This window comes from Cypionkella sinensis (genome assembly GCF_042646385.1).
Lineage (GTDB): Bacteria > Pseudomonadota > Alphaproteobacteria > Rhodobacterales > Rhodobacteraceae > Cypionkella > Cypionkella sinensis.
On sequence record NZ_JBHRTO010000001.1, the window covers coordinates 110,899 to 135,473 of the forward strand.

Genomic DNA, 24,575 nt, shown 5'->3' on the forward strand with positions numbered 1-24,575 from the left:
TCATTGATGTCGCAGCACATTGAGTGTATTCGAGATCTCAATTTATGAAGTAACGGCTAGCTGTCGCATCATGCAGCTAGCTTGAAGCGTTGGTACCTGCCACCGATGTTTTAGAAGCCGCTGAAGAACATGCACGACTCAGACCCATTCCCCAACATATCGCTTCGGTCTTTCTTCGGCTTCAGCCCGGAAGAAGACGGCTACATCGGTTGGACCAAAGAGGCCAACCGCAAGCACGTCATGGATAAGGTCGCACCGGGCGATCTGATGATGATATATGGGGCGGGCTCGGGCAGCACCTCGTCTTCGGATGTTTTGAAGGTATTGGGATTTCTGCAGATTGACCCAACGCCAATTCGGGACATCGACAAATCCTCTGTTCGTGGGCTCGAGCGTAAACATCAGAATGGATGGGCCGACAAATGGACTTACGCGCTACCGGTTCGCCGAGCTTGGCGGGTAACTCAAGCGGTGCGCCTCGATCGAGTCGCGTCTGAGACTTATCAGCCCGAAAAGGGGCGTGCGATTGCTGCCTGGAGTCCTCAGATTTCGGCGAATGACAAGGAAAGAGCCTTGGGTCTTCGGGTGACTGAGGTCTCTGTATTTGGAGAACCGCCGTTGGTTGGCGGTTTGGTTGATCAGCCTTTGCGCAATGCGTTTCGCAGCTCAGTCGACAGTGAACTTGGATCCATACGCTTTGAGGCGTCATTCGCCCGCTTTCAGTCCCTAATCGCGGCCTTTGATCAGCCATTCACTGGCTTTGATGAAGGTCTCATCGCCGCTTGGGAAAGTTACAAGCCGCGCGTGCGCGAAGTTGCCTTGACTCGCCTTGGGGCCGACAGCTGGACGCAGGATCACGTCGGCTCCGGCGGCATCGTCGCCAAGGTCATTGATGCCATCGAAATACAGGCCACCCACGGTGACCTGACCAATAATATGGTGTTTTGGCAAAACCGCTTTGGCCACGCCAACCGCGAGCATCGCGCCCTGATCGAAGCAGCAGCAACGGGCACGGGCCTGAAAACCATCGAGGAGCTCCTGTTTCAACTTTATCGCACCGGCCGGGACGAAGGAGAGATCTTCGACGAATTGAGTGAGGCAACCGGAGCAAAATACCCCCTGATGGCCTACCTGTTCTTCCTCAAGGACATGGACCGTTTCATGCCGATCCAGCCCACTGGGTTCGACCGAGTGTTCGCCGAGATCGGTTTGGGGTTCCGCACACTGCGCAGCTGCAACTGGGAAAACTACAACCAGTTCAACGGTATTCTAGACGCACTGCGCGACCCCATCGCGAAGCAGGCCAAATTGGCCTATGTCCGCCTGATCGATGCACACTCCCTGATGTGGTTATTTGCGACCCTGTTGCGCAAAGAGGCAAAGGGCGACTTGGCAAAGGGCGAGAAGGCCGACGCGCGCTATCTTGGGGCAAGAGAAAAATCGATCGCTGAGATCAAGTACTCGGTAGGTAAAACGGTATTCAATTCCAACGGTCAAGTGGTCCCCACTACGGTCAAAAACAAGGAACTGCATTTGTCCGACACAGAGTTGGACAAGTTGATCCGAGACATCCTCAAAATTCAGGAAGATCGATGCGCGATCACCGGCTTGCCTCTCCAATTCAGAGGCACTCAGACGGATGACAACATGCTGCCTTCTTTGGACCGAATCGACAGCAACGGCCATTACGCATTGGGCAACTTACAGATCGTCTGCCGGTTCATTAACTTCTGGAAACAGGCGTCGGACGACGGAGATTTCCGTAGATTGGTCGGCGTACTTCGCGCCCAACAATCGGACAATATATTGCCACTTTGAAGATGGAAGATGTAAGACGAGCGTCTTACTTCAACCGCGACCGCCACAAACACAAACACCCCAACTCACCAATCGTCCGCTACTTATGCTTGGTGATCACTCATGCTTCAGATACTCAGATCAGCTTCCTGCCTTTTGCGTGCAAAAATCTGTCGAGAGCGTGCCCGAGACTTCACCCACATCGGTCGTGCAATTCGACGCCTGCTGCCATCAAACTACTGTCGTTTTCTAAGGACAGCAGATGCCCTACGGCAGGTCATGGTGTTTTTGCTTCGGGTCGTGCAGCTCGGGGAATGGATGGTCGGGGATCATCTCTTGCAGTTGTTCGGGGGACAGCGCTGCCTCCAGGACGTCCATCGCGTCGGAGACGGTGCTGTGCCACATTGGCAGGCCGTTAAAGCCGGTGTCTTCTGGCAGGCCGCGAAGTCGGCAGAGCGCGCGGGCGGCTCGTTCCAATGGGGGTTTCTTGCGGGCGGCAATGGCTCACTCCTGCGCATTTTTCACTATCGTACCGACTAACCGATCATTTTCATGGGTGATTTAACCGAACTTCCCAGTCTTCCTTCTCGCCCTTTGCTTCGGGGTAGAATGCGGCGCAAGCGCAGTGCTCTACGTTCGAAACTGACAACTCTGTCCATATGCCCCTCGACGAGAACTGCTTTTTAAGCGCGGAAAGCGTCACTCTCTCAGATGATCTTGCTGAATTCACAATAGATTTTTCAATGGATTTCTGAACGTTCATGTTGGCTTTTTGATCATCACTTCCATGATCAATTCTAAGAGTCGCCCCGGAAAAGCAGTCCACGGCGAGGACGTTAAAGGCATGTTTTGATCGCTCTGCGTACATGATGAAGCCGCCGCCGAGATCTGCGTGGTCTTCATAGTATGTGTCAGGACCGTAGGATTGCGAATATTCGCATTCGCTGATTGGTATTGCTGGCTGAGAAGTGCCGACGGCTGGCAGTGCTATAACCAGTCCGGCAACTGCCGCAAGAATGGCTAACTTTGGCATTATAACTCCTGTCCCGCTGGCTCAGATGCAGCGAGAAAAGACGCAAACGTTTGACCTGCGTCATTCTCTGTTCGTATGGCCCCACCAGACCACTTTGCCGATGATTTGGAGGGATGTCGCACGCGCGCCGGTTAGCGTTTCGGGGGGGTGGTCTGGGTTGTCGGATAGCAGAATGATGAGGTCGGGCTCGGGGCGCTCGATGCGTTTCACGCGGGCTTCGCCGTCTTGGACGAAGGCGTAGATCGACGAGCGGCGTTTGTCCTTGCTGCCGCGCGCTCGGATCGGCGGTTCTTTATGGCGGGTGTTGATCAGCACCATGTCGTTCGGGCTCAGGGTAGGGAACATGCTGTCGCCAATTACACGGGCGAGGCATGCCATGTCTGGATTTACGTCAAGACGTTTGAGCCAGTCACGTCGAAAGGCGAGGTGATCGATGACATTGGGCATACCGTTTACAACGCCCGGACCAGCGGACAGTGATGCTTCATGCAACGCGATACTCGCATAGTCGACACCGTCTAGCTTGATTTGTTCGGCGGGAGCAGGCGGCTCCTTTTTCACTTCTGCGCCCAACACCAATGTCTCGCCGATCTCATTCAGCAATACTGTCAATCTATCAGCTGCGGGAAGACTGCCGCTAGTCAAGTTCTTGAACAGTGCTTCGCTACTGCCGAGCCGTTTTGCGAACTCTTTCTCGCTCTCCCGCGTCAATGAAATACGATCCCGCAACCGCGCGAGCAGCTCGTCTACAAACGCTTTCTTGTCGGAAATCGGTGCGTGCATCGACGTAAGATAAACTTATCTCATCGATTCGGATACGGATAAAATTATCTTGCACAGATAAGATTATCCGCTATGGTTTTGCCATGAGCAAAAACATCCACAACGACCTTATAAATCTGAGCACCGCGTACGCTGCTCACAAGAACTTAAGTCATTGGCGTGTGTCGTATCTTGCGCGCGGTGATGGGCAATTCTTTCGTCGTTTGGCGGATGGAAAAAGCTGCACTGTTAAGACAGCCGCCCAAGTTCTTCAGTGGTTTTCCGACATTTGGCCGCTCGACCTTGAATGGCCCTCAGACATTTCTCGCCCCCCAAGATCGAAGAAGGAGGCCGCATGATGGCGGATTTGGAAGCTTCGGCCACGACCAAGCCTTTGAAGCGCGCCCGGCCTAGCAAGAAGAGCAAATCTAAGCGCCCCAGTTTGCGGGACGTGTCGCGGATCTGCGTGCCGGGCATTGTTATCGATCGGGCAGTTCAAGCAGCATTATATCCCATAGTGTTGGCGGGGCCGGAGCTTGAGAAAAGGCTTCAGCCACATGTCGCGCGGCTTTGCGGTGTTTCATCCCCTTCACGTTCGCAGCGCTGGCTGCGAGCCGTATTGCTCTGGCTGCTAGAAGACCGTGATACTGCGCCTGAAGGAACAGAATGTGCTGGTCCTGAGGCGTCATTTTCGCCAGCCTTCGATCCCGCGCTGCGGGATCTTCTCCCAGAGACACAAAGACCTCTTTGGGACTGTTTCGGCATGGTTCTAACAGACGCTGCTGATCCCCAGACCGTTCAATCACAGCTAGCTGCGCTTCCCGATCGCTCCGCGGAAGAAGCTCAAGGAGTTCATTAGCATGGGCTTCCAGTCAAAAAGGAACATCGCATGATGGCTCGTTTGTTGCGCGCTATGGTGCGGCTTGAGGCGCATTGGGTCACCCGTCCGCAGATGGTGTGTTTTCAGGATATATATTCCGGGCGCATCCTGGCTTGGCGAGTGGATCAGACCCCGAACAGCACGGCGGTGCAGCTTTGTGCCGGGGACATGATTGAAGCTTACGGCATCCCCAAACATGTGTTGTTCGACAATGGCCGGGAATTTGCCGCCAAGTTCCTGACGGGCGGGGCATCGACGCGCTTCCGCTTCAAGATCAAAGAGGATGATCCGCAGGGCATTTTCAACAAGCTTGGCTGCGAAATCCATTGGGCCACACCCTATCACGGGCAGGCCAAGCCCATCGAGCGGGCATTCCGCGACATGTGCAGCAGCATCGCCAAAGACGTGCGGTTTGATGGCGCCTACACGGGCAACACGCCTCTGGCCAAGCCTGAAGACTATGGCAGCAAGGCCATCGAGCTTGAGTATTTTTTGAAGGTCTTGGGCGAGCGGATTGCCGAGCACAATGCGCGGCAGAACCGCAGGTCGGCGGTCGCGTTTGGGCGCAGCTTTGTCGATGCCTTCGACGAAAGCTATGCAGTTGCCCCGATCCGCAAGGCCACGGAGGCACAGCGCCGGATGTGGCTGATGGGTGCCGAGGATCTCAAGGCGGACAAGAACTCGGGTGCTATCTGGTTTCAGGGCAACGAGTTTTGGGCGGCTTGGATGCACGAAATCGCAGATCAGCGCGTCATCGCGCGGTTTGATCCGGCTGATTTCCGCGCCGGTTTGCACATCTACAGCCACGATGAGGCCTATCTCGGCCATGCGCCAATCCGCCAGGCTGTCGGCTTCTTTGATGCGGATGAGGCACGGGTCCACGCGCGCGCGCTCAAGGATTTCGTGAAGGCCGAAAAGCAACTGGCCGCAGCGCACAAGAAGCTGTCGGCGGCAGAACTCGGCGGCATGATGGACCTGGTCGCCCCCGTCGAGGTCGCAGCGCCAGAGTCGAAGGTCGTCAAACCGGTGTTCGGCAAAGGCAAAGGGCTATTGGACGCCTCGCGCCCAGCCCCGGCGTTCTCAGAAGATCAGGTGAAGGCAGGGCAGGCGGCCATTGTGGCCGATCTGGCCGCCCGCCGGTCGGCAACTACCGCCACTTCGGACAAGAGCGATGACGCCCGCGAACTCTTCCGCGAGGCGCTGCATCTGGAACGAATTTTGGAAGCAGGCGGGCGGATCACCAAGGATCAGCAGCGCTGGCTGACCGCCTACCAAGCCCACCCCGCCTATGCCGCCGAGCGCATGCTTTGGGAAATGCAGGGCGACGCGATTTTTGGATGAACAGAGCTGTCGGGGGCCGAGCAGATCCCACGGCAGCCACTAGAATGCAGGAGATCACGATGTCAGACGAACGACCGCCGATCAACAATGTGGCCGCGCTGGCAAACGTCAGCCGCTTTGCTCAGTTGGTGATCACGACGCAAAACCGGGCGGCGGGGCTTCCGGGTATGGGGTGCTTTTACGGTCCTGCGGGTTTGGGCAAAAGCACGGCAGGCATCTTTGGCACCAACAAATTCAACGCCTGTCATGTGCAGGCTTTGCCCTTCGGCGGCACCAAGAAACTTTTGGAAATGATCGTGCTGGAGTTGGGTCTGCGCCCGACCAAGACGGTTTCCAGCCTATTCGATCAGGCAGCACAAGAATTGGCGCGCTCGGATCGGCCTCTGATCATCGACGAGGCCGACCAGATCCTCAGCGACAAGATGATCGAGGCCGTGCGCCATTTGCATGATCAGACCCAGGTGCCGGTGATCCTGATGGGGGAAGAGACCCTGCCGCAGCAACTGCGGCGCTGGGAGCGGGTGTCCAGTCGGGTGTTGTCTTGGGTTTCTAGCACCACCAGACTGCTGGCCTTTTAAGGAGGCCGGGGGGTGCGCTAACACCCTCCAGCACGGGGAAACGTCCGCTAAAACACCCCCCGCCGACCAGAGTAAAATTATGGCCGCTCCACCTCTCGAGAGGCGCGGCGAACTTGGGTCGATTCTACATGCCGGATCAAGAGATTCGTTGCTGCGCCTGTGCGCGGTTGCTATTTAAAATGCAGGCAGGGGCGCTCAGCGGTGCCCTTTCCATCAAATGCCCGCGCTGCCGGGCGTTCAATCATCTGAGGCCAGACACGAGCCCACACCCGCAGCGGCAGGACCGCGCTGGAAAGGACCACTCGTGTGGCTGTTCATCCCCCCAAACGACATGAAGACCTTCGCGGCCTCAGCCTTTGCGCCGGCGTCGGAGGGCTTGATCTCGGCATTCACCTCGCAGAGCCCGGATACCGCACTGTGGGCTATGTCGAGCGGAACGCCTTCTCTGCGGCCACTCTCGTGGCGCGGATGGCAGACGAGGCCTTGGCTCCGGCTCTTGTCTGGGACGATCTGCGAAGTTTCGACGGCCGCCCGTGGCGCCGCCGCATTCATATCGTCTCTGCCGGTTATCCGTGCCAGCCGTTCTCCTATGCGGGCCACCGCAAAGGAGAAGACGATCCCCGCCATCTCTGGCCAGAAGTCGCCCGAATCCTGCGTGAAGCCGAGCCAGAATGGGCCTTCTTTGAAAACGTCAGCGGCCATCTGTCCCTTGGTTTCGACGTTGTCGCCGGAAGCCTTCAAGAGATGGGCTACCGGGTTGCAGCGTGCGTCGTATCAGCGGCGGAAGTTGGCGGGTCGCACATCCGCGACCGGCTGTTCATTCTGGCCCACGCCGACCGCCACCATGGCCGCAAACCGGGCTTGCCTCGTGATCTCGCCGAAAGGGGTGACGTTCCGGCGCGACCTCAACCAAGTCGGCAAACAGATCGGCACCGGCAATGCAGCACAGGCCTGGACGCTCTTGTGGGACATGCTGATGGCAGTGGGCTGGGAGCCGAGCCGCCCGGTCTCTTCCCACCCTTGCCGGGCGATTTTGCTGAATGGGGAACAGCGCTCCGGCAACAGCCTGAGCTTAAACCCTGCATTCACCGACTGGATGATGGGCTGGCCTCCTGGGTGGACCGAACCGTGTCGGCCGGTAACGGGGTGGTCCCACTGGCTGCAGCGCGCGCGTGGCGCATGTTGAAGGCAGAGCTTATGGTGTAAACCACCCTTTAAACGGGGCTTAAATGCCCCGTTTCTGGCTCAGATATAGTTCGTCGATCAATCTGGATTTACCTAGCTCGTACCTGCAAAACTGGCCGCTCATACGCACACTTGCGACTCGATGCTGTTCCGTGATTGTTCTTGTTGAATGACGCGGAGAACAACCCCTCAATCCAAGATCGACGACGGCGCATTCCCGGTGCGCGTCTTTATCAAAGTACCTGGGCGGGGATTTGGATCGATGATGGCCCCGATGCACAGTTGGCTTGATAGGCACGTCGGCCGCGCGAATTTTGCCATCCATGGCGGCAGTCGGTCAGGGGTCGGGGATACCATCGCCGCCTACTTCCGCGATCCAAAGGATGCCACTGGATTTCTCACGGCGTTTCCGACCTTAGAGTTGGCAGACGGAACCATACAGCCCGGCTATTATTCACCCAATGCGCCACGCGGAAACGCCGCAGTTGAGGATGTCGAAGTGTGTAATCTCTATAATCAGACCATGGCCGTTGACGCGATGCGCCAGTTGTTCGCAGGGCTGGAAAACCGCACAGGCAACCTCGAGCCGGGCGACATTTACCCAGATCGGCTGGCACCCATCATTCGCCACCGGCCTGACGGTCTTGAGCTGGTGCGCGCGCGCTGGGGCATGCCGTCGCCGCCTTCGGTGCTAAAGACCGCACGTGATCCCGGCGTGACCAACGTTCGCAATCTCGCCTCGCCCCATTGGCGGCGCTGGCTGGGACCTGCCCATCGTTGCCTTGTTCCCGTGACGTCGTTTGCCGAACCTAAACCGGGCGGCAACCAGTGGTTTGGCCCCGCCGAGGAAGGCACACCGATGTTCTTTGCGGGGATCGAAGTGCGCGGCTGGAAATCACTTCGCAAGGTCAAGGATGGCGAGACCGTCGACGACCTGTTCGCCTTTCTGACCTGCGCGCCAAATGCCGAGGTTGGGTCGGTGCATCCCAAGGCGATGCCGGTGATTTTGACCAAACCGGCCGAGTGGGAAACTTGGCTGGGAGTACCTTTTGAGATGGCCGCGCTGCTGCAGCGACCGCTGCCGGATGGAGCTTTGCGTCGGTTAAACGGTTCGCTCTAGGTTGAGGTGACATGTTAGGGCGGCCAATTATGCGTAGCCGGTATCCGCGGCCGACGTGACGCTCAAGAAGAAAATTTAGCCGGTCTCAAACGCGACGTCTGAGCGGAAGCTATCTTGCTGAGTGACACTCAGAGCAGTGTCTGACAGAGTGAAAACGAGGTTTGAACGGAGAGTCTTGAAGTGCCCAATTTAGTGCCAAACATCGAAAATCGGGTGCGAAAGCTGGCCAAACCATCGAACCACGCTCAGGGGCTCCAGCCGCTTTTTGAAGCAATCAGTAATGCATTCTACGCTATCGAGGACCGCTTTGAAGCTAAAGCAGGGTCAGAGGGTCTAGTGCGGGTGACGATCCGAAATCTTGGCCATAACGACATGCTAAAGATAGATGTTGCCGACAATGGCATAGGCCTAGATCAAGCTCGTTTCGAGGCATTCTGCGTTATTGATACTGATTTCAAGCGATTGAAGGGAGGCAAGGGGGTAGGGCGGCTTTTTTGGCTGGACGCGTTCTCTGATGTTGTCGTTAGAAGTTCGTACATTGAAAAGATGCAACTGGTGCCCCGAACATTCCGCTTCCAACTTGGAAATGAAGACCAGATTCAAAATCAAGCAGCAGATATCCCGACGCTTTTGATGTCCGAGCCGGGCGTCTCTATTAGCTTTAGTGGTCTTAGGATTAAGGCTTATCAGGATCATTTTCCCAAGCGCGCAGACACGTTTCTTCGATACTTCTCTGCCCACTTCATTGCGGATTTTCTGGTTGGTGCTGGACCAAAGGTTGTCGTCGATATCGATGGTGACATAACTGAGTTTCCTAAGGTGATCTCTGAGTTGGTCGAGGGTCCTGCAATGGAGACAGGCCAGTTCGAGACAGATGATTTTGGGATCTTGGAGATCAAGGCGTTTGCGTGTGATCCCAGCGCCAGCACAGGGCTAGACGGTAACCATCAGCTGCATCTGCTAGGGAACGGTCGAACTGTCGAATCGAGAAAGATTGATGGTTTGCTGGGCATAGCCGGCATCAAGGCAGGTGAAAAGGAAGGCCTTTTCTTCCATGCGTGTGTTTCCGGCGAGTATCTGAACGATAGAGTGAATGAAGGACGCACAGCTTTCAATTTGTCCGAAAAAACCCTCAAAGAGCTGACGCGGCAGTGCGTAGAGGTCGTCAAGTCAAAGCTGCTTCTCGATCAAGTCGAAGAGTACAAAATTGCGCGGCGGGAGCGATTTGAAGACTTCATTTCTCGTCACCCAATTTATGGTTTTGAAGACACTGAAACGCAGCTTTCAAGAGTGCCATTCAACGCGACCCAACCAGAGGATTTTGCTGCGGGTCTGGTGAAGTACCAAATTCGGAAGGATGAAGCCAGGCAGGACGCGATGGAGAAGGTCATAGCCACCTTAGAAGGCGTCGAGGACGTGCCCGCAAATTTTGCTGAAACAGTAGTAAGCGCCGCAAAAAATTTGCAGGACGCTGAACGCCTTTCATTGGCGCAACATGTCGTCAGGCGGAAGCTCGTTCTCGAGCTCATGGAAAAACTAATAAGGCGGATCAAAGTTCAAGAGGGCAAGCCTGATGGGTTTCACCTCGAGAAAACACTGCATTCGTTTATAGTACCGATGAGTGTGCAAGGTTCTGAAGGCCTTACTCCGCAGAGCAGAGACCATGATCTGTGGATTGTTGATGAACGCTTGGCCTTCACGCGAGGATTTGCTTCTGACGTGCGCTTGAACAAAATTTTGAAAGAGGGAGGCACCGCCGATCGACCTGACTTGTTGGTTTGGGATGTGGCCTATGGCTTAGGTGCTGTCGATCCGAATGATAAGAAGGGCGGTGTCGACGTATCAGAGCCGCTCCGCAAAGTAATGATCGTAGAGTTCAAGCGCCCCGGCCGACGAGACTATCAAAAGGCGGAAGATCAGGTTGAGCAACAGATCACCAAATATCTTTTGCAGCTGAAGGAAGGTGAGGTCGAAGCATTTGGCCGAGAACGCGTGCGGATTGCCCCTGATTGCATTTTCTACTGCTATGTTGTCGCGGATATAATTGGGGATCTGAAAACTCAGCTTTCAAGTTGGAAGACAACGGCGAACCGCCAAGGGCGTCTGCGCATGCTGGAGGGGGAGTTCCAAGGATCAATTGAAGTGATTCAGTGGACTGACTTGGTCAACGACGCATGGAGTCGAAATCAGGCTTCCCTCCACGCTGCAGGACTTAGGCGACGCTGACAGATTGCTCATAGATCAAAAACCGCGTTGCTGCAGACTCTGCTGTCAAACTGTGCAAACTTTGCTGTCACGCCACAACAGTCACGCCACAATCGGCGCGGTTCACACACCGAACCTGAGTCCTGCACGCCACAGTCTGCCGCTATATGCAGTATCCTTCATCAGCCCTCTAGGCGAAGCGTGGGGATTGGCGCTAGGGTCTGTGGATAACCCGGCAGCATAGCCGGGGCCGAGGCAGTCACCAATAACAAGCAAGGAGGGAGCCTATGCGCTGCCCATTCTGCGGAAACGTCGATACGCAAGTCAAGGATAGCCGGCCCGCCGAGGATCATGTCTCGATCCGCCGTCGTCGCTTCTGTCCTGCTTGCGGCGGACGCTTTACCACCTACGAACGCGTGCAGTTGCGCGATCTCGTCGTCGTCAAAACCTCTGGCAAGCGTGAGGATTTCGACCGCACCAAGCTGGAACGCTCGATCCGCATCGCGATGCAGAAACGCCCGATTGATCCTGAACGGATTGATCAGATGATCTCTGGCATCGTGCGCCGCCTTGAATCCCTTGGGGATACCGACATCTCGTCGAAGGTGATTGGCGAGATTGTGATGGAATCCCTGGCGCGGATCGACACCGTGGCCTACGTGCGGTTTGCCAGCGTTTACAAGAACTTCCAGGCCGCTGATGATTTCGACCGCTTCGTGTCCGAACTCCGCCCCGGCACCTCTGCGGAAGAGTGAGCGATCCCGAACACATGGCCCATGCCCTGCGCATCGCTGCGCGGGGCTTGGGTCGTACCTGGCCCAATCCGGCGGTGGGGTGTGTTATCGTCAACAACGGTATCATCGTCGGGCGTGGCTGGACGCAACCGGGTGGTCGTCCGCATGCCGAGGTGATGGCGCTGCGTCAAGCGGGCGCTGCGGCACGCGGGGCAACGGCCTATGTCACGCTGGAACCCTGCGCCCATCACGGTAAAACCGGCCCCTGCGCCGAGGCTTTGGCCGCCGCAGGCATCGCCCGCGTGGTTTCGGCGCTGCAAGACCCTGACCCACGCGTCAGCGGGAAAGGCCACGCCATCCTGCGCGCCGCAGGCATAGCCGTCACCGAAAACATCTTGCAACCCGAGGCGATCCGCGCCAATGCGGGTTTTCTCAAGCGCGTCACGCAGGACCTGCCCTTCGTCACGCTAAAGCTTGCCACCACGCTGGATGGTCGCATCGCCACCGCAAACGGCGAGTCGCGCTGGATCACCGGGCCAGCCTCCCGCCGCATGGTGCATGCGATGCGGCTTAACCATGATGCCGTGCTGGTCGGCGCCGGCACCGCCCGCGCCGATGACCCCGATCTGACCGTGCGCGATATCGGCGCGTCCCACCAGCCCGTCCGCATCGTGATGGACAGCCGCCTCAGCCACAGCCCCGACAGTCGTCTGGGCCAAACCGCGAAAGCCTTTCCGGTTTGGATGCTGCACACCGATGCAGCACCCGCCGCAGCGCGCGCCGCTTGGGCAGGGCAGGGCGCAACCCTGCTGGAAATCCCCAGCGTAGACGGCCAGATAGATGCCCGCGCCGCCCTGCAAACCCTCGCCGCCCAAGGCCTGACCCGTATCTTTTGCGAAGGCGGCGGCAGCCTCGCCGCCAGCCTGATCCGCGCCGGGCTGGTCGATGACCTTGCCCTGTTCACCGCAGGCGCCCTGATCGGGGCCGATGGCCAACCCAGCCTTGCCGCGCTTGGCCTGACCGCCCTGAAAGACGCCCCGCGCCTGACCCTGCGCGAGACAAAAGCAACAGGACCAGACGCCTATAGCCTCTGGTCCTTCTAACTCTTAACCATTCACATTGGCAAAAATACTCAGCTCGGAATGCCAAAGCATTCCCGGTCGCGGGAGGCGCACGCCGCAACAGACGCCCCCGCCAGAAATCACCAACTGCCGGTATTGCCCATCGAAGCCCAAGGCTCTGCCGGAGCCAGCGACTCACCCTTCTGCAGAATCTCGACCGAGACATTGTCCGGCGAGCGCACAAACGCCATATGCCCATCGCGCGGCGGGCGGTTGATCACCACCCCATTGGCCGCCAGATGCGCGCAGGTGGCGTAAATATCGTCCACCTCATAGGCCAGATGCCCAAAATGACGGCTGTCCGAGGGCAACCCGGTGTCGCCATCCCAGTTATAGGTCAACTCCACCGGGCAATCCGGCTGACCGGGCGGCGCCATGAACACCAACGTAAACCGCCCCTTGTCATTGGTGTAACGCTTGGTCTCCTCCAGCCCCAAAAGCCGGTAAAACGCCATCGAGGCGTCAAGATCCAGCACCCGGACCATGGTGTGCAAATAGCGAATTGTCATGTTTGTCTCCTTTGTGCGCCCGAACCTAGCAGGCATACCGCGAAAGGCGAGGGCCAGCGTGCCGTAGATTCCTGATCAGCGGAAAATCTGCCCAAAAACCCCGGCAATGCGACCAAGCCGCGCTGGCCGCTGCACGGCAGCCCAACGGAAAGGTCTTAAAACTGCGAGGTGAAGCCTACCGATATATTCAGCCCGTTGCTCTCAAACCGGCTGATGTTGGATTGCGTCATCACTTTCGAAACACTCAGCGTCGGTGCATAGCCCATCACGCCAATGTTCGGAAATGTCATGTCGATGCTCAGATCAAACTGTGTGTCTGTGCGCCCCTTGGTCACTTGCGCCCCCAAAAGGCGGTAAATGTCGTAGTGGCTCTTACCCGCCGTCAAATTGGTAGCAAGTGTCACCGGCCCAATCGGTTTATCAAGCTTATAGCCCAGACTGGCTGAACCGCGATTGTAACTTTGGTTCATCCCTGTTCCGACCACATCGCTGATCGCCATTCCCCAAGAGAACACACCGCCGCCCAGCTGATGTTGACCCTCCAGGGACATGGCGCTGGCATCAATCGTGGAATCGCTGCGCCAAGACCGTTGCGCAGTCATCTCCACCCTGACGTTAGCCTCTGGGCGCTGCAGCAGTGGTGTTGCTAGTTGCATACGCAGATATGGCCCTGCGACAGTGCCCGCCTGCCAGATTTGCCCGAGCGCCAGAGTGGTGCTGATAGGATGTTGGCTTTGCGGCCACAAAAAATCCTGCGTGATGCTGAACTCGGCGGCGCTTTGGTCCAAGTCCCTGCCGCGCAGATCGGGTGCCAGCAGTTTGGCCTCATCCGACAAGAAGTTACGCGAAGCTGCGGCGCCAAAGCCCAGACTGGTCTGCGATGTGGAACTCTCTCGCAAGCGGTAAATCAGCCGCACCCGTGCATCGGCCCGCAGACCGGACAAAGCCTGCGCCGAGCCGGACAACATGCCCAGCACGAACCAGTCGTCAATCGACAGATACTTGCTGGACGCGCCATCGTTCAGATTGTCGCTCGGTGTCAACGACAAATCTATCGCATAGCGCAGTCGCGTTTTCTCTCGTAATGCTTTGTAATCGTTTATCGTTTGCGCGCGCGCCTGCGAAGTCGGTGCGACGTCGAGCGCCCGGCGCAGCCAGAGTTGGGTCGGCAGAACACGGCCTTCCTGCAGCGCGGCCAATGCTGTGTAACGGGCAATGTCGTAACGCAGGCCATCCGGCAGACCGCGCGCCGCAACCCACGCCGCACGACCGGCTTTGCGGCCCTCGGCGGGGCGACCAAGTTGTGTCTCGGACGCAGTCATAATCAACAGCGCGTAGGGGTCGTTGGGGTCGGCCTGCAACAAGCCCGCCGCCAAAGCACGCGCCAGTTGGGCATTGCCCGACATAAGCGCTTGTCGCGCAACGACCCGGCCTTGATCCAGCGAAAACTGCACCGTTTCCGCGGTTGCAGCGCCGCCAAAGCCAATTGCACCGGCCAAGCCAAGCCCAAGCCAAATGGCGCGGGCCCGCGACCGCAGCCCGCTTATCACGGCAGAGGCGTGGGATTGCACAACGGCGACTCGCCCGCCAGACCACAGCGGGGCAGGTTGAACACGCCATGCTCCCAAATACCGTTGTTGCCAGGGATCGGATTGATCACGATCGCTCCGGCCACGTCGGTTGCCCCTGCACCGCCAAAGACGCCATTCACCGTGCCGATCGCACTGCCAGAATCTGGCACATCCGGCGCGGCCGACACTTCGACATCACCAAGAAACTGCCCATTGGCCGTGATGTCCATGCGGGGGAATGAAATGTCGACCAGCCTGTCTTCATCGTCCACGACACCGTCCGCGTTCAGATCGATGCGGTTGCCCGAGGCATCCAGCAGCCAGCGGTTCGCAACGCTGCCATCCACCTGGCTGTTGACGAAGCTGGCGTTGACCAACGCATCGCCTTGGACGCGGTAAGGTCGGTTCGCCACCAATCCCGGCGGCAAGTCGCTTGTCGCGTCGCCAGGCGCGAAAATTCCGGCATAGGTGCCCGCATAAGAGAAGGTTCCTGTCGTCGGCTTGGTAAACACGTCGAGCCGAGCAAAACTGCCACCGCCCATGTGCCGGTTCGATTGACCGCCATCCGACACTGCCGTCGCCAACAGGCTTGTGCGGGCGTTTGTAGCGACCAGCGCAATATAAGACCGCTGCGTGATCCGGTTCTGATAGGTGTAAGCCTCGTATCCAGCGACATCCAGCGAGCCATTCCGCACGAAGGGGACATTGGCAGTATTGCCGGCAAGGCCGTCGATGTTCATCGTCAGCGATCCCGCCCCATCGGGATTATAAGTGACCGAGCGCAAATCCACCGCAACCTTCGGATCAACCGTTACGGGCGCGTCAGGATCGGTTGGGTCGGTCGGGTCCACAGGAGGCGTGTCGACAAACGGGTTGCCGCCACAAGCTGTCAACATCAGCGCCGCAGCGAACAACAGAGTAAACGGTTTCATCAACGGCCCCACGCTTCACGAAAATCACATCAACTTTGCGTGCAAAACCCTTGAAAGTCAAAGCGGATTCGACTTTGCCGCGCAATCTTTGCCTGCTGTGCCCGCCCCGCATCACCCAGCCCTGCCGCAGCTTCACACTTGGCGCGCGGCACGGACTATGCCTATATGTAGTTAACCCAATGCCGCACCCGACAACAGCTTGTCTCGCGCGGCAGGATCATGCCGCAAAGCTGAAACGGAAAACCGACGTGCACACCTATCTCGACGCCCTGCGCACCGTTCTGGCCGAGGGCCAGTCCTCCACCGATCGCACCGGCACGGGGACGATTTCGCATTTCGGGATGCAATGCCGCTATGATCTCTCACAGGGCTTTCCGCTGGTCACCACCAAGAAACTGCACCTGAAATCTATCATCCACGAGCTTTTGTGGTTCCTGAACGGCGACACTAACATTGGCTATCTCAAGGCCAATGGAGTCAGCATCTGGGATGAATGGGCTGACGCGAACGGCGATCTTGGCCCAGTTTACGGCGCGCAGTGGCGGCGGTTTCCCAAACTCACCCCGGCGGGCGCTGATGCCAGCGGCCGGGCGATCTATTACGCCGACAGCGTGGATCAGATCGCCGATCTGGTCACAGCGATTCGCAAAACCCCCGACAGCCGCCGTCTGATCGTCTCGGCTTGGAACCCCGGCGAGGTGCCGAATATGGCGCTGCCGCCCTGTCATACCCTGTGGCAAGTGCGCATCGCCGGGCGCAAACTGCATCTGCAACTCTATCAACGCTCGGCCGATATGTTCCTGGGCGTGCCGTTCAACATCGCCTCTTACGCGCTGCTGCAAATGATGCTCGCGCATGTGACGGGGTATGAGTCGGGCGATTTCATTCACACCATGGGCGACGCGCATATCTACACCAACCATCTGGAACAGGTGCAAACCCAACTGGCGCGCACGCCGAAACCGCTGCCCACCCTGCGCATCAAGCGCCAAGTCGCCTCGATCTTCGATTTTAAATATGAGGATTTTGAGGTGCTGAACTACGATCCCGATCCGGCGATCAGAGCCCCGGTGGCCGTCTGATGCTCAGCCTCGTCGTCGCCCGCGCCCGCAATGGGGCTATCGGCAAAGACAACCAGATCCCGTGGCACGCGCCCGAGGATCTGGCGTTCTTTAAACGCGAAACCACCGGCGGGGCCATCATCATGGGCCGCAAGACCTGGGAAAGCCTGCCGTTCAAGCCCCTGAAAAACCGCCTGAATTGCGTGGTCTCGTCAGACACCTCCCTCACCGAGCATGTCTTCGCCACCCCCGAAGCCGCGCTGGAATTCGCCCGCGCGCAAGGCTACGCGCGCAGCTACGGCATCGGCGGCGCGGGCATCTACCGCGCGCTGCTGCCGCTGGCCGATCGCCTGCTGATCACAGAAGTCAGCCTCGACATCCCCGATGCCGACGCGTTCTTCCCCGATTTCGACCCGAAAGACTGGCACCAACGCCCCGCCATCCCGCTGCGCGCGCAAAACCCCAGCTGCACCGCCACCGAATACCTGCGCCGCTAAACCCCTAAACTTTATCTAAAATTATCATCCTCTGCGCCTAAATATCCTCGGGGTCCGGGGGCGAGCCCCCGGCGGCCAGTCCCAAAACCCGTCCTCACAATTCCACCACCGCCCCGCCCGCAGCCCCCGCATCGGCCGGATCATGCGTCACCATCAACGTCGCAATCCCGCGCGCCTTCACATGGCCAAACACAAACCCCCGCATCTCGGCACGCAAACTCGCGTCCAGCTTGGAAAACGGCTCGTCCAGCAGCAACGCCTGCGGCTCGGCCAACAAGGCCCGCATCAGCGCCGCGCGCGCCTCCTGCCCGCCCGACAGCGTCGCGGGGTCGCGCGCAAAAAGCCCTTCTAACCCCGCCTGCGCCAAAGCCGCCTCGACCGCCGCCCGCCGCTCAGCCCGCCCGCGCAAGGTAGCAGGCAAGCCGAACGCCAGATTATCGCCCAAGCACAGATGCGGAAACAGCAGCGCATCCTGAAACATCACCCCGATGCGGCGCGCCTCGGCGGGCAGGGCGGTCACATCGCGCCCCATCACCAACACCCGGCCAGTGCAGGAAAATCCATGCGCCAGATGGCCGCCAATCGCATCCAGCAAGGTGGATTTCCCCACGCCGGAAGCCCCCATCACCACCGCCACAGCCCCGCACTCCACCCGCAGATCCAGCGGAGCGAACAGCGCCGCACCACCGCGCTGCACGGCCAATCCCTGCAACTCCAGACTCATACCGCCCCCCCGCGCAAATCGCGTCTGTCGCGATGCCACCACGCCGGGATCAGGGCAGCCAAGCCATAGGCCGCAAAGGGCAGGGCGGCTTGCAGGCTGGCATAAACCCCCGTCACCCGCCGATCCGAGCCGGATGAAAGCGTCACCGCCTCGGTCGTCAGCGTCGCAATCCGCCCCGCGCCCAGAAACAGCGTCGGCAGATATTGCGCCACCGAAACCGCAACGCCAATCGCCGCCGCCGTCAGGATCGGGCGCAGCAGCATCGGCAACCGCAGCGCAAACAGCCGCCGCCAGCGCCCGGCACCCAAGGCCGCCCCCACCCGCAACAACCGCGCATCCAGCGCCCGCCACGACTCGGACAGCGCAATCATCACATAGGGAAACACGAACAAAAGCTGGCCCCAGATCACCGCTGCATAACCGCCCGCCACGCCCGCGCGCAGGAACACCACGTTCAAGCCATACAGAAAGCCGATCTGCGGCACCAGCAGCGGCAGATAGATCAGCGCCTCGGCCCAAGGCGCGCGGGCGCGGTCCTCCTCGGCTTCCAGCCAACAGATCGCCAGCACCAGCGCCAGCGTCACCGTCACCGCCGCCAGAACCAGCGTGTGCAGCATCGCCATGCGCCAATCCGCCCGCATCCACAGCGCGCCCGACCACCCCTCTGGCCACAGCATCGGGAAAGACCACCGCCACGCCAGCGACCATACCAGCAGCGACAGCAGCGCCAGCGTTGCCAAGGCCATCAGCCCCCCCACGCCACCCTGCGCCACCCGCAAACCCGGCCCCCAAGACCAACCCCGCCCGCCGCGCCGCAGCCACCACAGCCCCACGCGGCGGAGCACAACCTCGGCCCCACACAGCGCGGCAACCGCCTCCACCACCACAGCCGTCTGCACCAGCGCCCCGGCCGCGGCAGGCAAGATCATCGCCACATCTGCGGCGTTGAACCAGCGCACCACCGCCACAGCCAAAGTCGGCGGGTTCGACGGCCCCAAAATCACCGCCATATCCACCACCGACAACCCATAGGCCAGCACCACCCAAACCGGCAGCCGGATAAGCGGCCAAAGCTGCGGCCAGATCACCTTGATCCACACCACGCCGGGCGCATAGCCCATCGCCCGCCCCACCGCCATCTGCCGCGCCACCGGCAACTGGCTCAGGCCCGAGGCCATCACCAGCAGCAGAAACGGCAGTTCTTTCACCACCAGCCCCAGCAGCAGCGCCATGCCCCAACCGTCATGCACGCTGGCCATACCGGGCGGCTGATCCCAGCCGAGTAGGGCGGCGAACACCCGCGCGATCCAGCCCGAGGGTGCCAGCACAAACGCCAGCCCCACCGCCATCGCCGCATGCGGCACCGCGAGGAACGGCGCAAGCCAGCGCATCCGCCCAGCCCCCGCCGCACAAAACCCCACCGCCAAGGCAAGGGCCACCAACGTCGCCCCCACCCCCGTCACCAGCGTCAACCGCAGGCTTGTCACAAACCCCGGCTGATCCAGCAGCATCCGCCAAGGCTCCAGCGACCAACCCGCATATCCCAGCGCGGGCAATTGGCCAAAGGCCGCGCGTGTGGTTTCCGCCAACCCCACCACAATCGGCGCGATCAGCCCCAGCAGCACGACCGCCAGCACAGTGCCGCGCAGAATGGGGCCGCGCAGGTGCCTCATTTGGTGTAACGCTTGGCCCATTCGTCAACCAGCCGCGTCATCCAGCTCGCGTGCGGCTCCAGCAGCACCGGCCCGAGACCCTCAAGCGCCGGCAAAGCCTCAGCCTTCGGCAGCGCCGCAAAGGCCGCAGCCCCTGCGCCATCCAGCTTGGCCGGATCCAGCACCGAGAACGAGCCCAGCACCGAAATATCCTGCATATGCGCCTGAGTCGCAGGATCCAGCAGGAAGTTCGCCACCACCTCCGCCCCCGCCGCATGGGCGGCATTATACGGGATCGCCACAAAGCTGATGTTGCCAATGCTCCCCGCCTTCGGCACGAACACCCGCGCCGTCGCAGGCAACGTGCCCTCGGCAATCGCGGCGGCGGTCGAGGCCGGATCGAACGACGTCGACACATCGACCTCGCCATCGTTCAGCATCTGGTTCTGCACCTCGGCGCTGGCTGGAAAGGTCGCCCCCTCTTGCCACAGGTTTGGCCGCAGCGCGTCATACCACGCCCACAGCGGCGCACTGGCCGCCGCAAAAGCCGCATCCGTCACCGGCTGCTGCAACACGGCCGGATCAGGCGCCATCTCGATCAACGCCTGCTTCAGAAACGTCGCCCCCATGAAATTCGACGGATCAGGATGCGTCAGCCGCCCCTTATGCGCCGCCGCCCAATCCACAAACCCCGCCATCGTATCCGGCAGATCGCTGACCTTGGCGCTGTCATAGCTGAACACGAACTTCGCCAGCCGCCACGGGCTTTCCATCCCCTCGACTGGCACCGTGAAATCCACCGAAGCCGCCGACCCTGCACTCAGATCAAGATACTTGGCATTCGGCAAATCGGCCACGAACGGCCCATGCAGCAAGCCCTGATCCTTCATCGCCAGAAAATTCGGGCCGTTGATCCAGATCATGTCAACCGAACCGCCGGTATCCTGACCCGCCGCCTTTTCTGCGATCACCCGCGTCACCGCCTCGGCGGTATCGCTCAGCTTCACCTGCTCGACCTTGACGCCATATTGCGCCTCGGTCTGCGTGCCGACCCAAGCGATGAAGGCATTGGTGCGCGCATCGCCGCCCCAAGCGTTAAAATACACCGTCTGGCCCTTGGCGGCCTCAAGCGTCTGCGCCCAATCGGCCAGCGCAGGCGTGGCAAACATCAACGGCAGCAAGGCCAGCAGTGATCTCTTCATCGCAACTCCTGTTGTCAAAATCCGAATTATATCAACCCGATATAGCCTGCAGGCCGCATCAGGCAAAGGCTTGCCACCCCATGCGCCAGCGCAACGCCGTCGTCACACAGCACAGCGCCGCATAAACATAGGCCAGCGGCGCGAACCACGCAGCGAACAGCGCCATCAGCACGAAAACCGCAATGGTCTCAAACCCTTCGGTCAACCCGCCCAGATAGTAAATCCCCTTGCTGGGATAGTCCCGCGCCGTTAACCCCCGCCGCGCCGCAATGCTGGCAAATGCCAGAAATGACGATCCGGTGCCGACAAAACTTGCGATCAGCACCGCCGCCGCCAAGGCATTGGCCTCCGGATCAGCCAGCGCAAACCCCAACGGAAACAGCGCGTAGAACACGAAATCCAAGGCAATATCCAGAAACGCCCCGCGATCCGTAGCCCCCCTGATCCGCGCCACCGCCCCGTCCAAGCCATCCGCCACCCGGTTCAGCGCCAACAACACCAGCGCCAGCCCAAAATGCCCAAAGGCCAGCGCAGGCACACACAGCGCGCCCAGCACAAACCCGGTGATCGAGACCTGATCCGCCGTCACCCGGCCTGCCAGCCACAGCGCAGGCCGCCGCAGCAACCGATGCTGCATCGGCAAAAGTCTGGCATCAATCATCGGTCCCTCCTGCTCCTCGGCCACCATAGCCACCGCCATCGCTCAGGCCCGAGTGTTTTTCGCCCCGATGCCAAAAACGTGAGCAAGATTCCAATCGGCACCAAAACACTATAAATTCGCCACAGTGTTCGGCCTTTGCTCCGCTGTGGTAAGGCTTGTAAAACCGCAGGGGTATCCGTGCCGCCGTTCGACCGTTCCACCGACCCAAGCCTGCGCGCGCTCGAGGCTTTGCGCGGCTATGCCTCGGTGATCGTGGTGCTGCACCACTTCGCTCTGGGCTTTGTGCCGGGGTTTAAAGCCCAGATGTCCGAAGGCCTGCCGGCTTACAGCTTGGGATGGCTTCTGAACGGCACCGGGGCGGTCTATGTGTTCTTCCTGCTGTCAGGCTTTGTGCTGACACTCGCGTATTTTGAAAGCGGCGACGCAAAGGCTCTGCTGCGTGCCGCAGTCAAGCGGTTGCCCCGGCTTTGGCCCCCCGCAGCTTTTGGCGTCTTGTTGGGCTATTTGGCGCTGCGGCTGCACCTCAATGAAAATGTGGCGGCCTCGGCGCTGTCCGGCTCGGACTGGCTGGCGCATTTCGCCTATGCCGATCAGACGCACGAGGTCAGCCTGCTGCGCGCGGCCAAGGAAAGCGTCGCATTGTTCCTGCGCTATCGCACATTGCAGTTCAACTCGAACCTGTGGACGATGGTTGTCGAGTTCTATGGCAGCCTGCTCGCGCTGTTTACCGCCTTTGCCATCGCAGGATTGTGGCGCCCCGCGCGGGCAGGGGCTGCGCGCTTGAACCTTGTCAAACTGGTTCTGGTGGTGATCGTTATTGGCCTCAACCTGCTTATTCCACGCGGGTTTGGCTGGATGTTCACGCTGGGTGCAGGGCTAGCCTATTCCTTTATCCACCGCCGTTTTCTGCCAAGATCCGTGGCGATGTGTTTGGGCGTGCTGGGATTGATCCTTGTCGGCGCGCCGGTGGACGGACAGTCGATGCTTGGGGCGACGCTGATCGTGCTGTGTGTCACCACGCCGGGCGCCGCGCCGCGCTTTCTGCTTGCTGGTTTCAGCCAAAGCCTCGGTCGCTGGTCGTTCCCGCTCTATATCACCCACACTATCGGCATCCTGACGCTGGGCAGTTTTGTCTATGTTCAGACCGCGCCCTATGGCGCAGCCGTGCAACTGCTGACCGCCTTTATCGCCACCTGGGCCTTCGCCATCGCCTTCGCCTATCCCGTCCTGCGGTGGGAGGCATGGTATCTGCCGCGCCTGAACCGCCAGATCCGACGGCTGTTTGCGGGCAATTCCTAATTTTTCGTTAAAATGCCCATACCAACCCATTGAATCCAAACAACTTAAAAAGGTCCCGAGTTGGGACCGTTACAAACCCCTTCCAAAACCCCCCGCGCACCCTAGGTTGAGAATTAAAGGAGAGCCGCCATGCAAATCGTCACCCTCTACATCCTAACCGCGCTGATCTTTCTGATCCTTGACGCCATCATGCTGACCCTGCACATGCAACCCCTGTTCCGTCGGCACTTGGGCGACCAGTTGCTGACCGACATCCGCTACGTCCCCGCCGCCGCCTTCTACGCAGCCTACGTGGCCGGCCTGCTGTATCTGGTGTCGATCCCCGGCCTGAAAGACGACACCCCGGTGTTCTTGCCCGCAGCAATTCTGGGCGCGATGGCCTACGGCACCTATGAATTCACCAGCTACGCGATTATGAAAGCATGGTCCCCCGAGATGGTCGCCACCGACGTGATCTGGGGCACCTTCCTGACGGCGTTCTCTGCATGGGGCGGCGTTTATCTGACCAAATTGATCTTCAAAGGCCTGCAATGATCCTCTACGGCATCTCCACCTGCGACACCTGCAAGAAAGCCCTGAAAGCGCTGGAGGCTGCAGGCAAATCCGTGACCTTCCGCGATGTCCGCGCCAACCCGCTTTCGGCGGCCGAGATTGACCGCATTGTCCAGGAATTTGGCGACCGCGCGGTGAACAAACAGTCCACCACCTATCGCGGCTTCAGCGATTTCCTGAAAGCGTCAGAACCCGAGGCACAAATCGCCAGCCAGCCCGCGGTGATGAAACGCCCGGTGATCGAGTCGGGCGGCAAGCTTTACCTCGGCTGGGACGACGCCGTGCAGGCGGCGCTTCTGTAAGGAAAGCGGCCCCCGAAAGGGCCGCCTTCATATCTTAAAGCAAGCGCAGATCGCCCGCGGATTCCTTGCCGTCACGACCAGATTGCAGCTCGAAGCCGATCTTCTGGTTGTCATTCAGGCCCTTCAACCCGGCGCGCTCGACTGCCGAGATGTGAACGAAGATATCTTTCCCACCATCATCGGGCGCAATAAAGCCATAGCCCTTTGTGCTGTTGAACCATTTTACGGTGCCGGTCGGCATTCCGTCTCTCCTATCTCAACCCCCCCGAGGCGATATTACCGCGGGCCGTGCAATCCAGGTCTTCCGGGCCAAGCAGGCGTTCAGAAAGTCTGTCGTCACTGATGAAATCATGCCAAACCTTAGGCGAAAATCAAGCACGGAGATTCGGGTGAGAAATGCTGCACTGACTTTGGGCGTGATTGGCGGTGTTTTGGCAATGATTGTTGGGTTTTTTGGCTATGGTTACACCGAACTCATCGAAAAACACGGCGCAATTGGCGAGTTGGGCCAGCAGGTCGATCATCCGCTGATGATCAAGCTCGCCAGTTTTCTTGCGCCCATCCTTGCGATTGCGGGTGCTGCGATGGCGCGGTCGCAGAATATTCCGGCTGGTATCCTGATGCTGGCGGCGGCCTTGGGGATTTTCGTGGCTTTTGGGTTTGGCGTTTTCACCATGTTCCCGATTGCGATGTGCGGGCTTGGTGGCGTGCTGGCACTGGCGGCGCGGCAACCCGACAGCCATTAAACAAGGGCCGCCTCGGGGGGCATCGAGCCCCCGCTCGGCGGCTCTGCCGGGGACCGGTTTCATCTTGGCTCAAATACTCCCGCCGGAGGCTTCTGCGGCAGCCGCGGAGCC

The 24,575-nt window shown here is 59.5% G+C and carries 27 protein-coding genes; 16 read left to right on the top strand and 11 right to left on the bottom strand.

Going from position 1 to position 24,575, the window contains the following annotated elements; genetic code table 11:
- Positions 1 to 129 precede the first annotated feature (129 nt).
- Entirely contained in the window at positions 130 to 1,818 is a 1,689-nt protein-coding gene (locus ACFOGH_RS00540; RefSeq protein ID WP_380071111.1) for a hypothetical protein, read from the top strand.
- 246 nt (positions 1,819 to 2,064) lie between these two features.
- On the opposite strand, the gene ACFOGH_RS00545 is transcribed toward ACFOGH_RS00540, so the two are convergent.
- From ACFOGH_RS00545 to ACFOGH_RS00555, 3 genes are all read right to left on the bottom strand, one after another.
- Entirely contained in the window at positions 2,065 to 2,274 is a 210-nt protein-coding gene (locus ACFOGH_RS00545; RefSeq protein ID WP_380071112.1) for a hypothetical protein, read from the bottom strand.
- Between the two features lie 73 nt (positions 2,275 to 2,347).
- The gene (locus tag ACFOGH_RS00550) at positions 2,348 to 2,830 is read right to left on the bottom strand and encodes a hypothetical protein (protein ID WP_380071113.1); all 483 of its coding nucleotides are present in this window, start codon (positions 2,828 to 2,830) and stop codon (positions 2,348 to 2,350) included.
- Between the two features lie 60 nt (positions 2,831 to 2,890).
- Positions 2,891 to 3,613, bottom strand: coding sequence for a S24 family peptidase (locus ACFOGH_RS00555; protein WP_380071114.1), 723 nt, complete (start codon positions 3,611 to 3,613; stop codon positions 2,891 to 2,893).
- A 334-nt stretch (positions 3,614 to 3,947) separates the two neighbouring features.
- Between ACFOGH_RS00555 and ACFOGH_RS00560 the strand changes: the two genes are divergently transcribed.
- The 9 genes from ACFOGH_RS00560 (at position 3,948) to ribD (ending at position 12,738) form a co-directional block, all read left to right on the top strand.
- A complete protein-coding gene (locus tag ACFOGH_RS00560) occupies positions 3,948 to 4,451 on the top strand; it encodes a hypothetical protein (RefSeq protein ID WP_380071115.1) in 504 nt (167 codons plus the stop codon).
- A 30-nt stretch (positions 4,452 to 4,481) separates the two neighbouring features.
- A complete protein-coding gene (locus ACFOGH_RS00565; RefSeq protein ID WP_380071116.1) occupies positions 4,482 to 5,813 on the top strand; it encodes a transposase domain-containing protein in 1,332 nt (443 codons plus the stop codon).
- 59 nt (positions 5,814 to 5,872) lie between these two features.
- A complete protein-coding gene (locus ACFOGH_RS00570) occupies positions 5,873 to 6,391 on the top strand; it encodes an AAA family ATPase (protein WP_380071117.1) in 519 nt (172 codons plus the stop codon).
- A gap of 128 nt (positions 6,392 to 6,519) precedes the next feature.
- Entirely contained in the window at positions 6,520 to 6,726 is a 207-nt protein-coding gene (locus tag ACFOGH_RS00575) for a Com family DNA-binding transcriptional regulator (RefSeq protein WP_380071118.1), read from the top strand.
- The gene (locus ACFOGH_RS00580; protein WP_380071119.1) at positions 6,698 to 7,597 is read left to right on the top strand and encodes a DNA cytosine methyltransferase; all 900 of its coding nucleotides are present in this window, start codon (positions 6,698 to 6,700) and stop codon (positions 7,595 to 7,597) included. The genes ACFOGH_RS00575 and ACFOGH_RS00580 overlap by 29 nt, the downstream gene beginning before the upstream one ends.
- A gap of 148 nt (positions 7,598 to 7,745) precedes the next feature.
- On the top strand, positions 7,746 to 8,696 hold the full coding sequence (locus tag ACFOGH_RS00585; protein ID WP_380071120.1) for an SOS response-associated peptidase: 951 nt from the start codon (positions 7,746 to 7,748) through the stop codon (positions 8,694 to 8,696).
- Positions 8,697 to 8,888: 192 nt separating this feature from the next.
- Complete coding sequence (locus ACFOGH_RS00590) at positions 8,889 to 10,922, top strand: hypothetical protein (RefSeq protein ID WP_380071121.1); 2,034 nt, start codon at positions 8,889 to 8,891, stop codon at positions 10,920 to 10,922.
- Between the two features lie 266 nt (positions 10,923 to 11,188).
- Entirely contained in the window at positions 11,189 to 11,656 is a 468-nt protein-coding gene (gene nrdR / locus ACFOGH_RS00595) for a transcriptional regulator NrdR (RefSeq protein WP_299474984.1), read from the top strand.
- 14 nt (positions 11,657 to 11,670) lie between these two features.
- Positions 11,671 to 12,738 (top strand): bifunctional diaminohydroxyphosphoribosylaminopyrimidine deaminase/5-amino-6-(5-phosphoribosylamino)uracil reductase RibD, encoded by a 1,068-nt coding sequence (gene ribD, locus ACFOGH_RS00600; protein ID WP_380073936.1) that lies wholly within the window; start codon positions 11,671 to 11,673, stop codon positions 12,736 to 12,738.
- Between the two features lie 98 nt (positions 12,739 to 12,836).
- Here ribD and ACFOGH_RS00605 read toward each other — a convergent pair whose 3' ends face one another.
- The 3 genes from ACFOGH_RS00605 to ACFOGH_RS00615 form a co-directional block, all read right to left on the bottom strand.
- Positions 12,837 to 13,265, bottom strand: a complete 429-nt coding sequence (locus tag ACFOGH_RS00605; protein WP_380071122.1) for a VOC family protein — start codon at positions 13,263 to 13,265, stop codon at positions 12,837 to 12,839.
- Positions 13,266 to 13,420: 155 nt separating this feature from the next.
- Complete coding sequence (locus tag ACFOGH_RS00610) at positions 13,421 to 14,671, bottom strand: hypothetical protein (RefSeq protein ID WP_380071123.1); 1,251 nt, start codon at positions 14,669 to 14,671, stop codon at positions 13,421 to 13,423.
- Positions 14,672 to 14,811: 140 nt separating this feature from the next.
- Positions 14,812 to 15,768 carry a hypothetical protein gene (locus ACFOGH_RS00615; RefSeq protein WP_380071124.1) on the bottom strand — a complete coding sequence of 319 codons (957 nt, stop codon included), beginning with the start codon at positions 15,766 to 15,768 and terminating at the stop codon, positions 14,812 to 14,814.
- A gap of 248 nt (positions 15,769 to 16,016) precedes the next feature.
- Here ACFOGH_RS00615 and ACFOGH_RS00620 point away from each other — a divergent pair, with 248 nt between their 5' ends.
- Together ACFOGH_RS00620 and ACFOGH_RS00625 are read left to right on the top strand one after the other, a co-directional pair.
- Complete coding sequence (locus ACFOGH_RS00620) at positions 16,017 to 16,850, top strand: thymidylate synthase (RefSeq protein WP_380073937.1); 834 nt, start codon at positions 16,017 to 16,019, stop codon at positions 16,848 to 16,850.
- Entirely contained in the window at positions 16,850 to 17,326 is a 477-nt protein-coding gene (locus ACFOGH_RS00625) for a dihydrofolate reductase (protein WP_380071125.1), read from the top strand. The genes ACFOGH_RS00620 and ACFOGH_RS00625 overlap by 1 nt, the downstream gene beginning before the upstream one ends.
- Before the next feature lie 94 nt (positions 17,327 to 17,420).
- On the opposite strand, the gene ACFOGH_RS00630 is transcribed toward ACFOGH_RS00625, so the two are convergent.
- The 4 genes from ACFOGH_RS00630 to ACFOGH_RS00645 are packed head-to-tail and all read right to left on the bottom strand — an operon-like array spanning position 17,421 to position 21,565.
- Positions 17,421 to 18,050 carry an ATP-binding cassette domain-containing protein gene (locus tag ACFOGH_RS00630; protein WP_380071126.1) on the bottom strand — a complete coding sequence of 210 codons (630 nt, stop codon included), beginning with the start codon at positions 18,048 to 18,050 and terminating at the stop codon, positions 17,421 to 17,423.
- A complete protein-coding gene (locus tag ACFOGH_RS00635; protein ID WP_380071127.1) occupies positions 18,047 to 19,723 on the bottom strand; it encodes an ABC transporter permease in 1,677 nt (558 codons plus the stop codon). The genes ACFOGH_RS00630 and ACFOGH_RS00635 overlap by 4 nt, the downstream gene beginning before the upstream one ends.
- Positions 19,720 to 20,904: an ABC transporter substrate-binding protein gene (locus ACFOGH_RS00640; protein ID WP_380071128.1), complete on the bottom strand. Its 1,185-nt coding sequence runs from the start codon at positions 20,902 to 20,904 to the stop codon at positions 19,720 to 19,722. The genes ACFOGH_RS00635 and ACFOGH_RS00640 overlap by 4 nt, the downstream gene beginning before the upstream one ends.
- A 58-nt stretch (positions 20,905 to 20,962) precedes the next feature.
- The gene (locus tag ACFOGH_RS00645) at positions 20,963 to 21,565 is read right to left on the bottom strand and encodes a CDP-alcohol phosphatidyltransferase family protein (RefSeq protein ID WP_380071129.1); all 603 of its coding nucleotides are present in this window, start codon (positions 21,563 to 21,565) and stop codon (positions 20,963 to 20,965) included.
- Positions 21,566 to 21,742: 177 nt separating this feature from the next.
- On the opposite strand from ACFOGH_RS00645, the gene ACFOGH_RS00650 reads away from it, so the two are divergent.
- The 3 genes from ACFOGH_RS00650 to ACFOGH_RS00660 all read left to right on the top strand — a co-directional run bounded on the left by ACFOGH_RS00650 (position 21,743) and on the right by ACFOGH_RS00660 (position 23,718).
- Positions 21,743 to 22,864, top strand: coding sequence for an acyltransferase family protein (locus ACFOGH_RS00650; RefSeq protein WP_380071130.1), 1,122 nt, complete (start codon positions 21,743 to 21,745; stop codon positions 22,862 to 22,864).
- 129 nt (positions 22,865 to 22,993) lie between these two features.
- Positions 22,994 to 23,398: a DUF2177 family protein gene (locus ACFOGH_RS00655; RefSeq protein WP_380071131.1), complete on the top strand. Its 405-nt coding sequence runs from the start codon at positions 22,994 to 22,996 to the stop codon at positions 23,396 to 23,398.
- Positions 23,395 to 23,718, top strand: coding sequence for an arsenate reductase family protein (locus ACFOGH_RS00660; RefSeq protein ID WP_380071132.1), 324 nt, complete (start codon positions 23,395 to 23,397; stop codon positions 23,716 to 23,718). The genes ACFOGH_RS00655 and ACFOGH_RS00660 overlap by 4 nt, the downstream gene beginning before the upstream one ends.
- A 34-nt stretch (positions 23,719 to 23,752) precedes the next feature.
- Here the strand turns inward: ACFOGH_RS00660 and ACFOGH_RS00665 are convergent, their stop codons facing one another.
- The gene (locus ACFOGH_RS00665; protein WP_054008012.1) at positions 23,753 to 23,959 is read right to left on the bottom strand and encodes a cold-shock protein; all 207 of its coding nucleotides are present in this window, start codon (positions 23,957 to 23,959) and stop codon (positions 23,753 to 23,755) included.
- A gap of 148 nt (positions 23,960 to 24,107) precedes the next feature.
- Here ACFOGH_RS00665 and ACFOGH_RS00670 point away from each other — a divergent pair, with 148 nt between their 5' ends.
- On the top strand, positions 24,108 to 24,464 hold the full coding sequence (locus ACFOGH_RS00670) for a hypothetical protein (protein ID WP_380071133.1): 357 nt from the start codon (positions 24,108 to 24,110) through the stop codon (positions 24,462 to 24,464).
- The last annotated feature ends 111 nt before the right edge of the window (positions 24,465 to 24,575 follow it).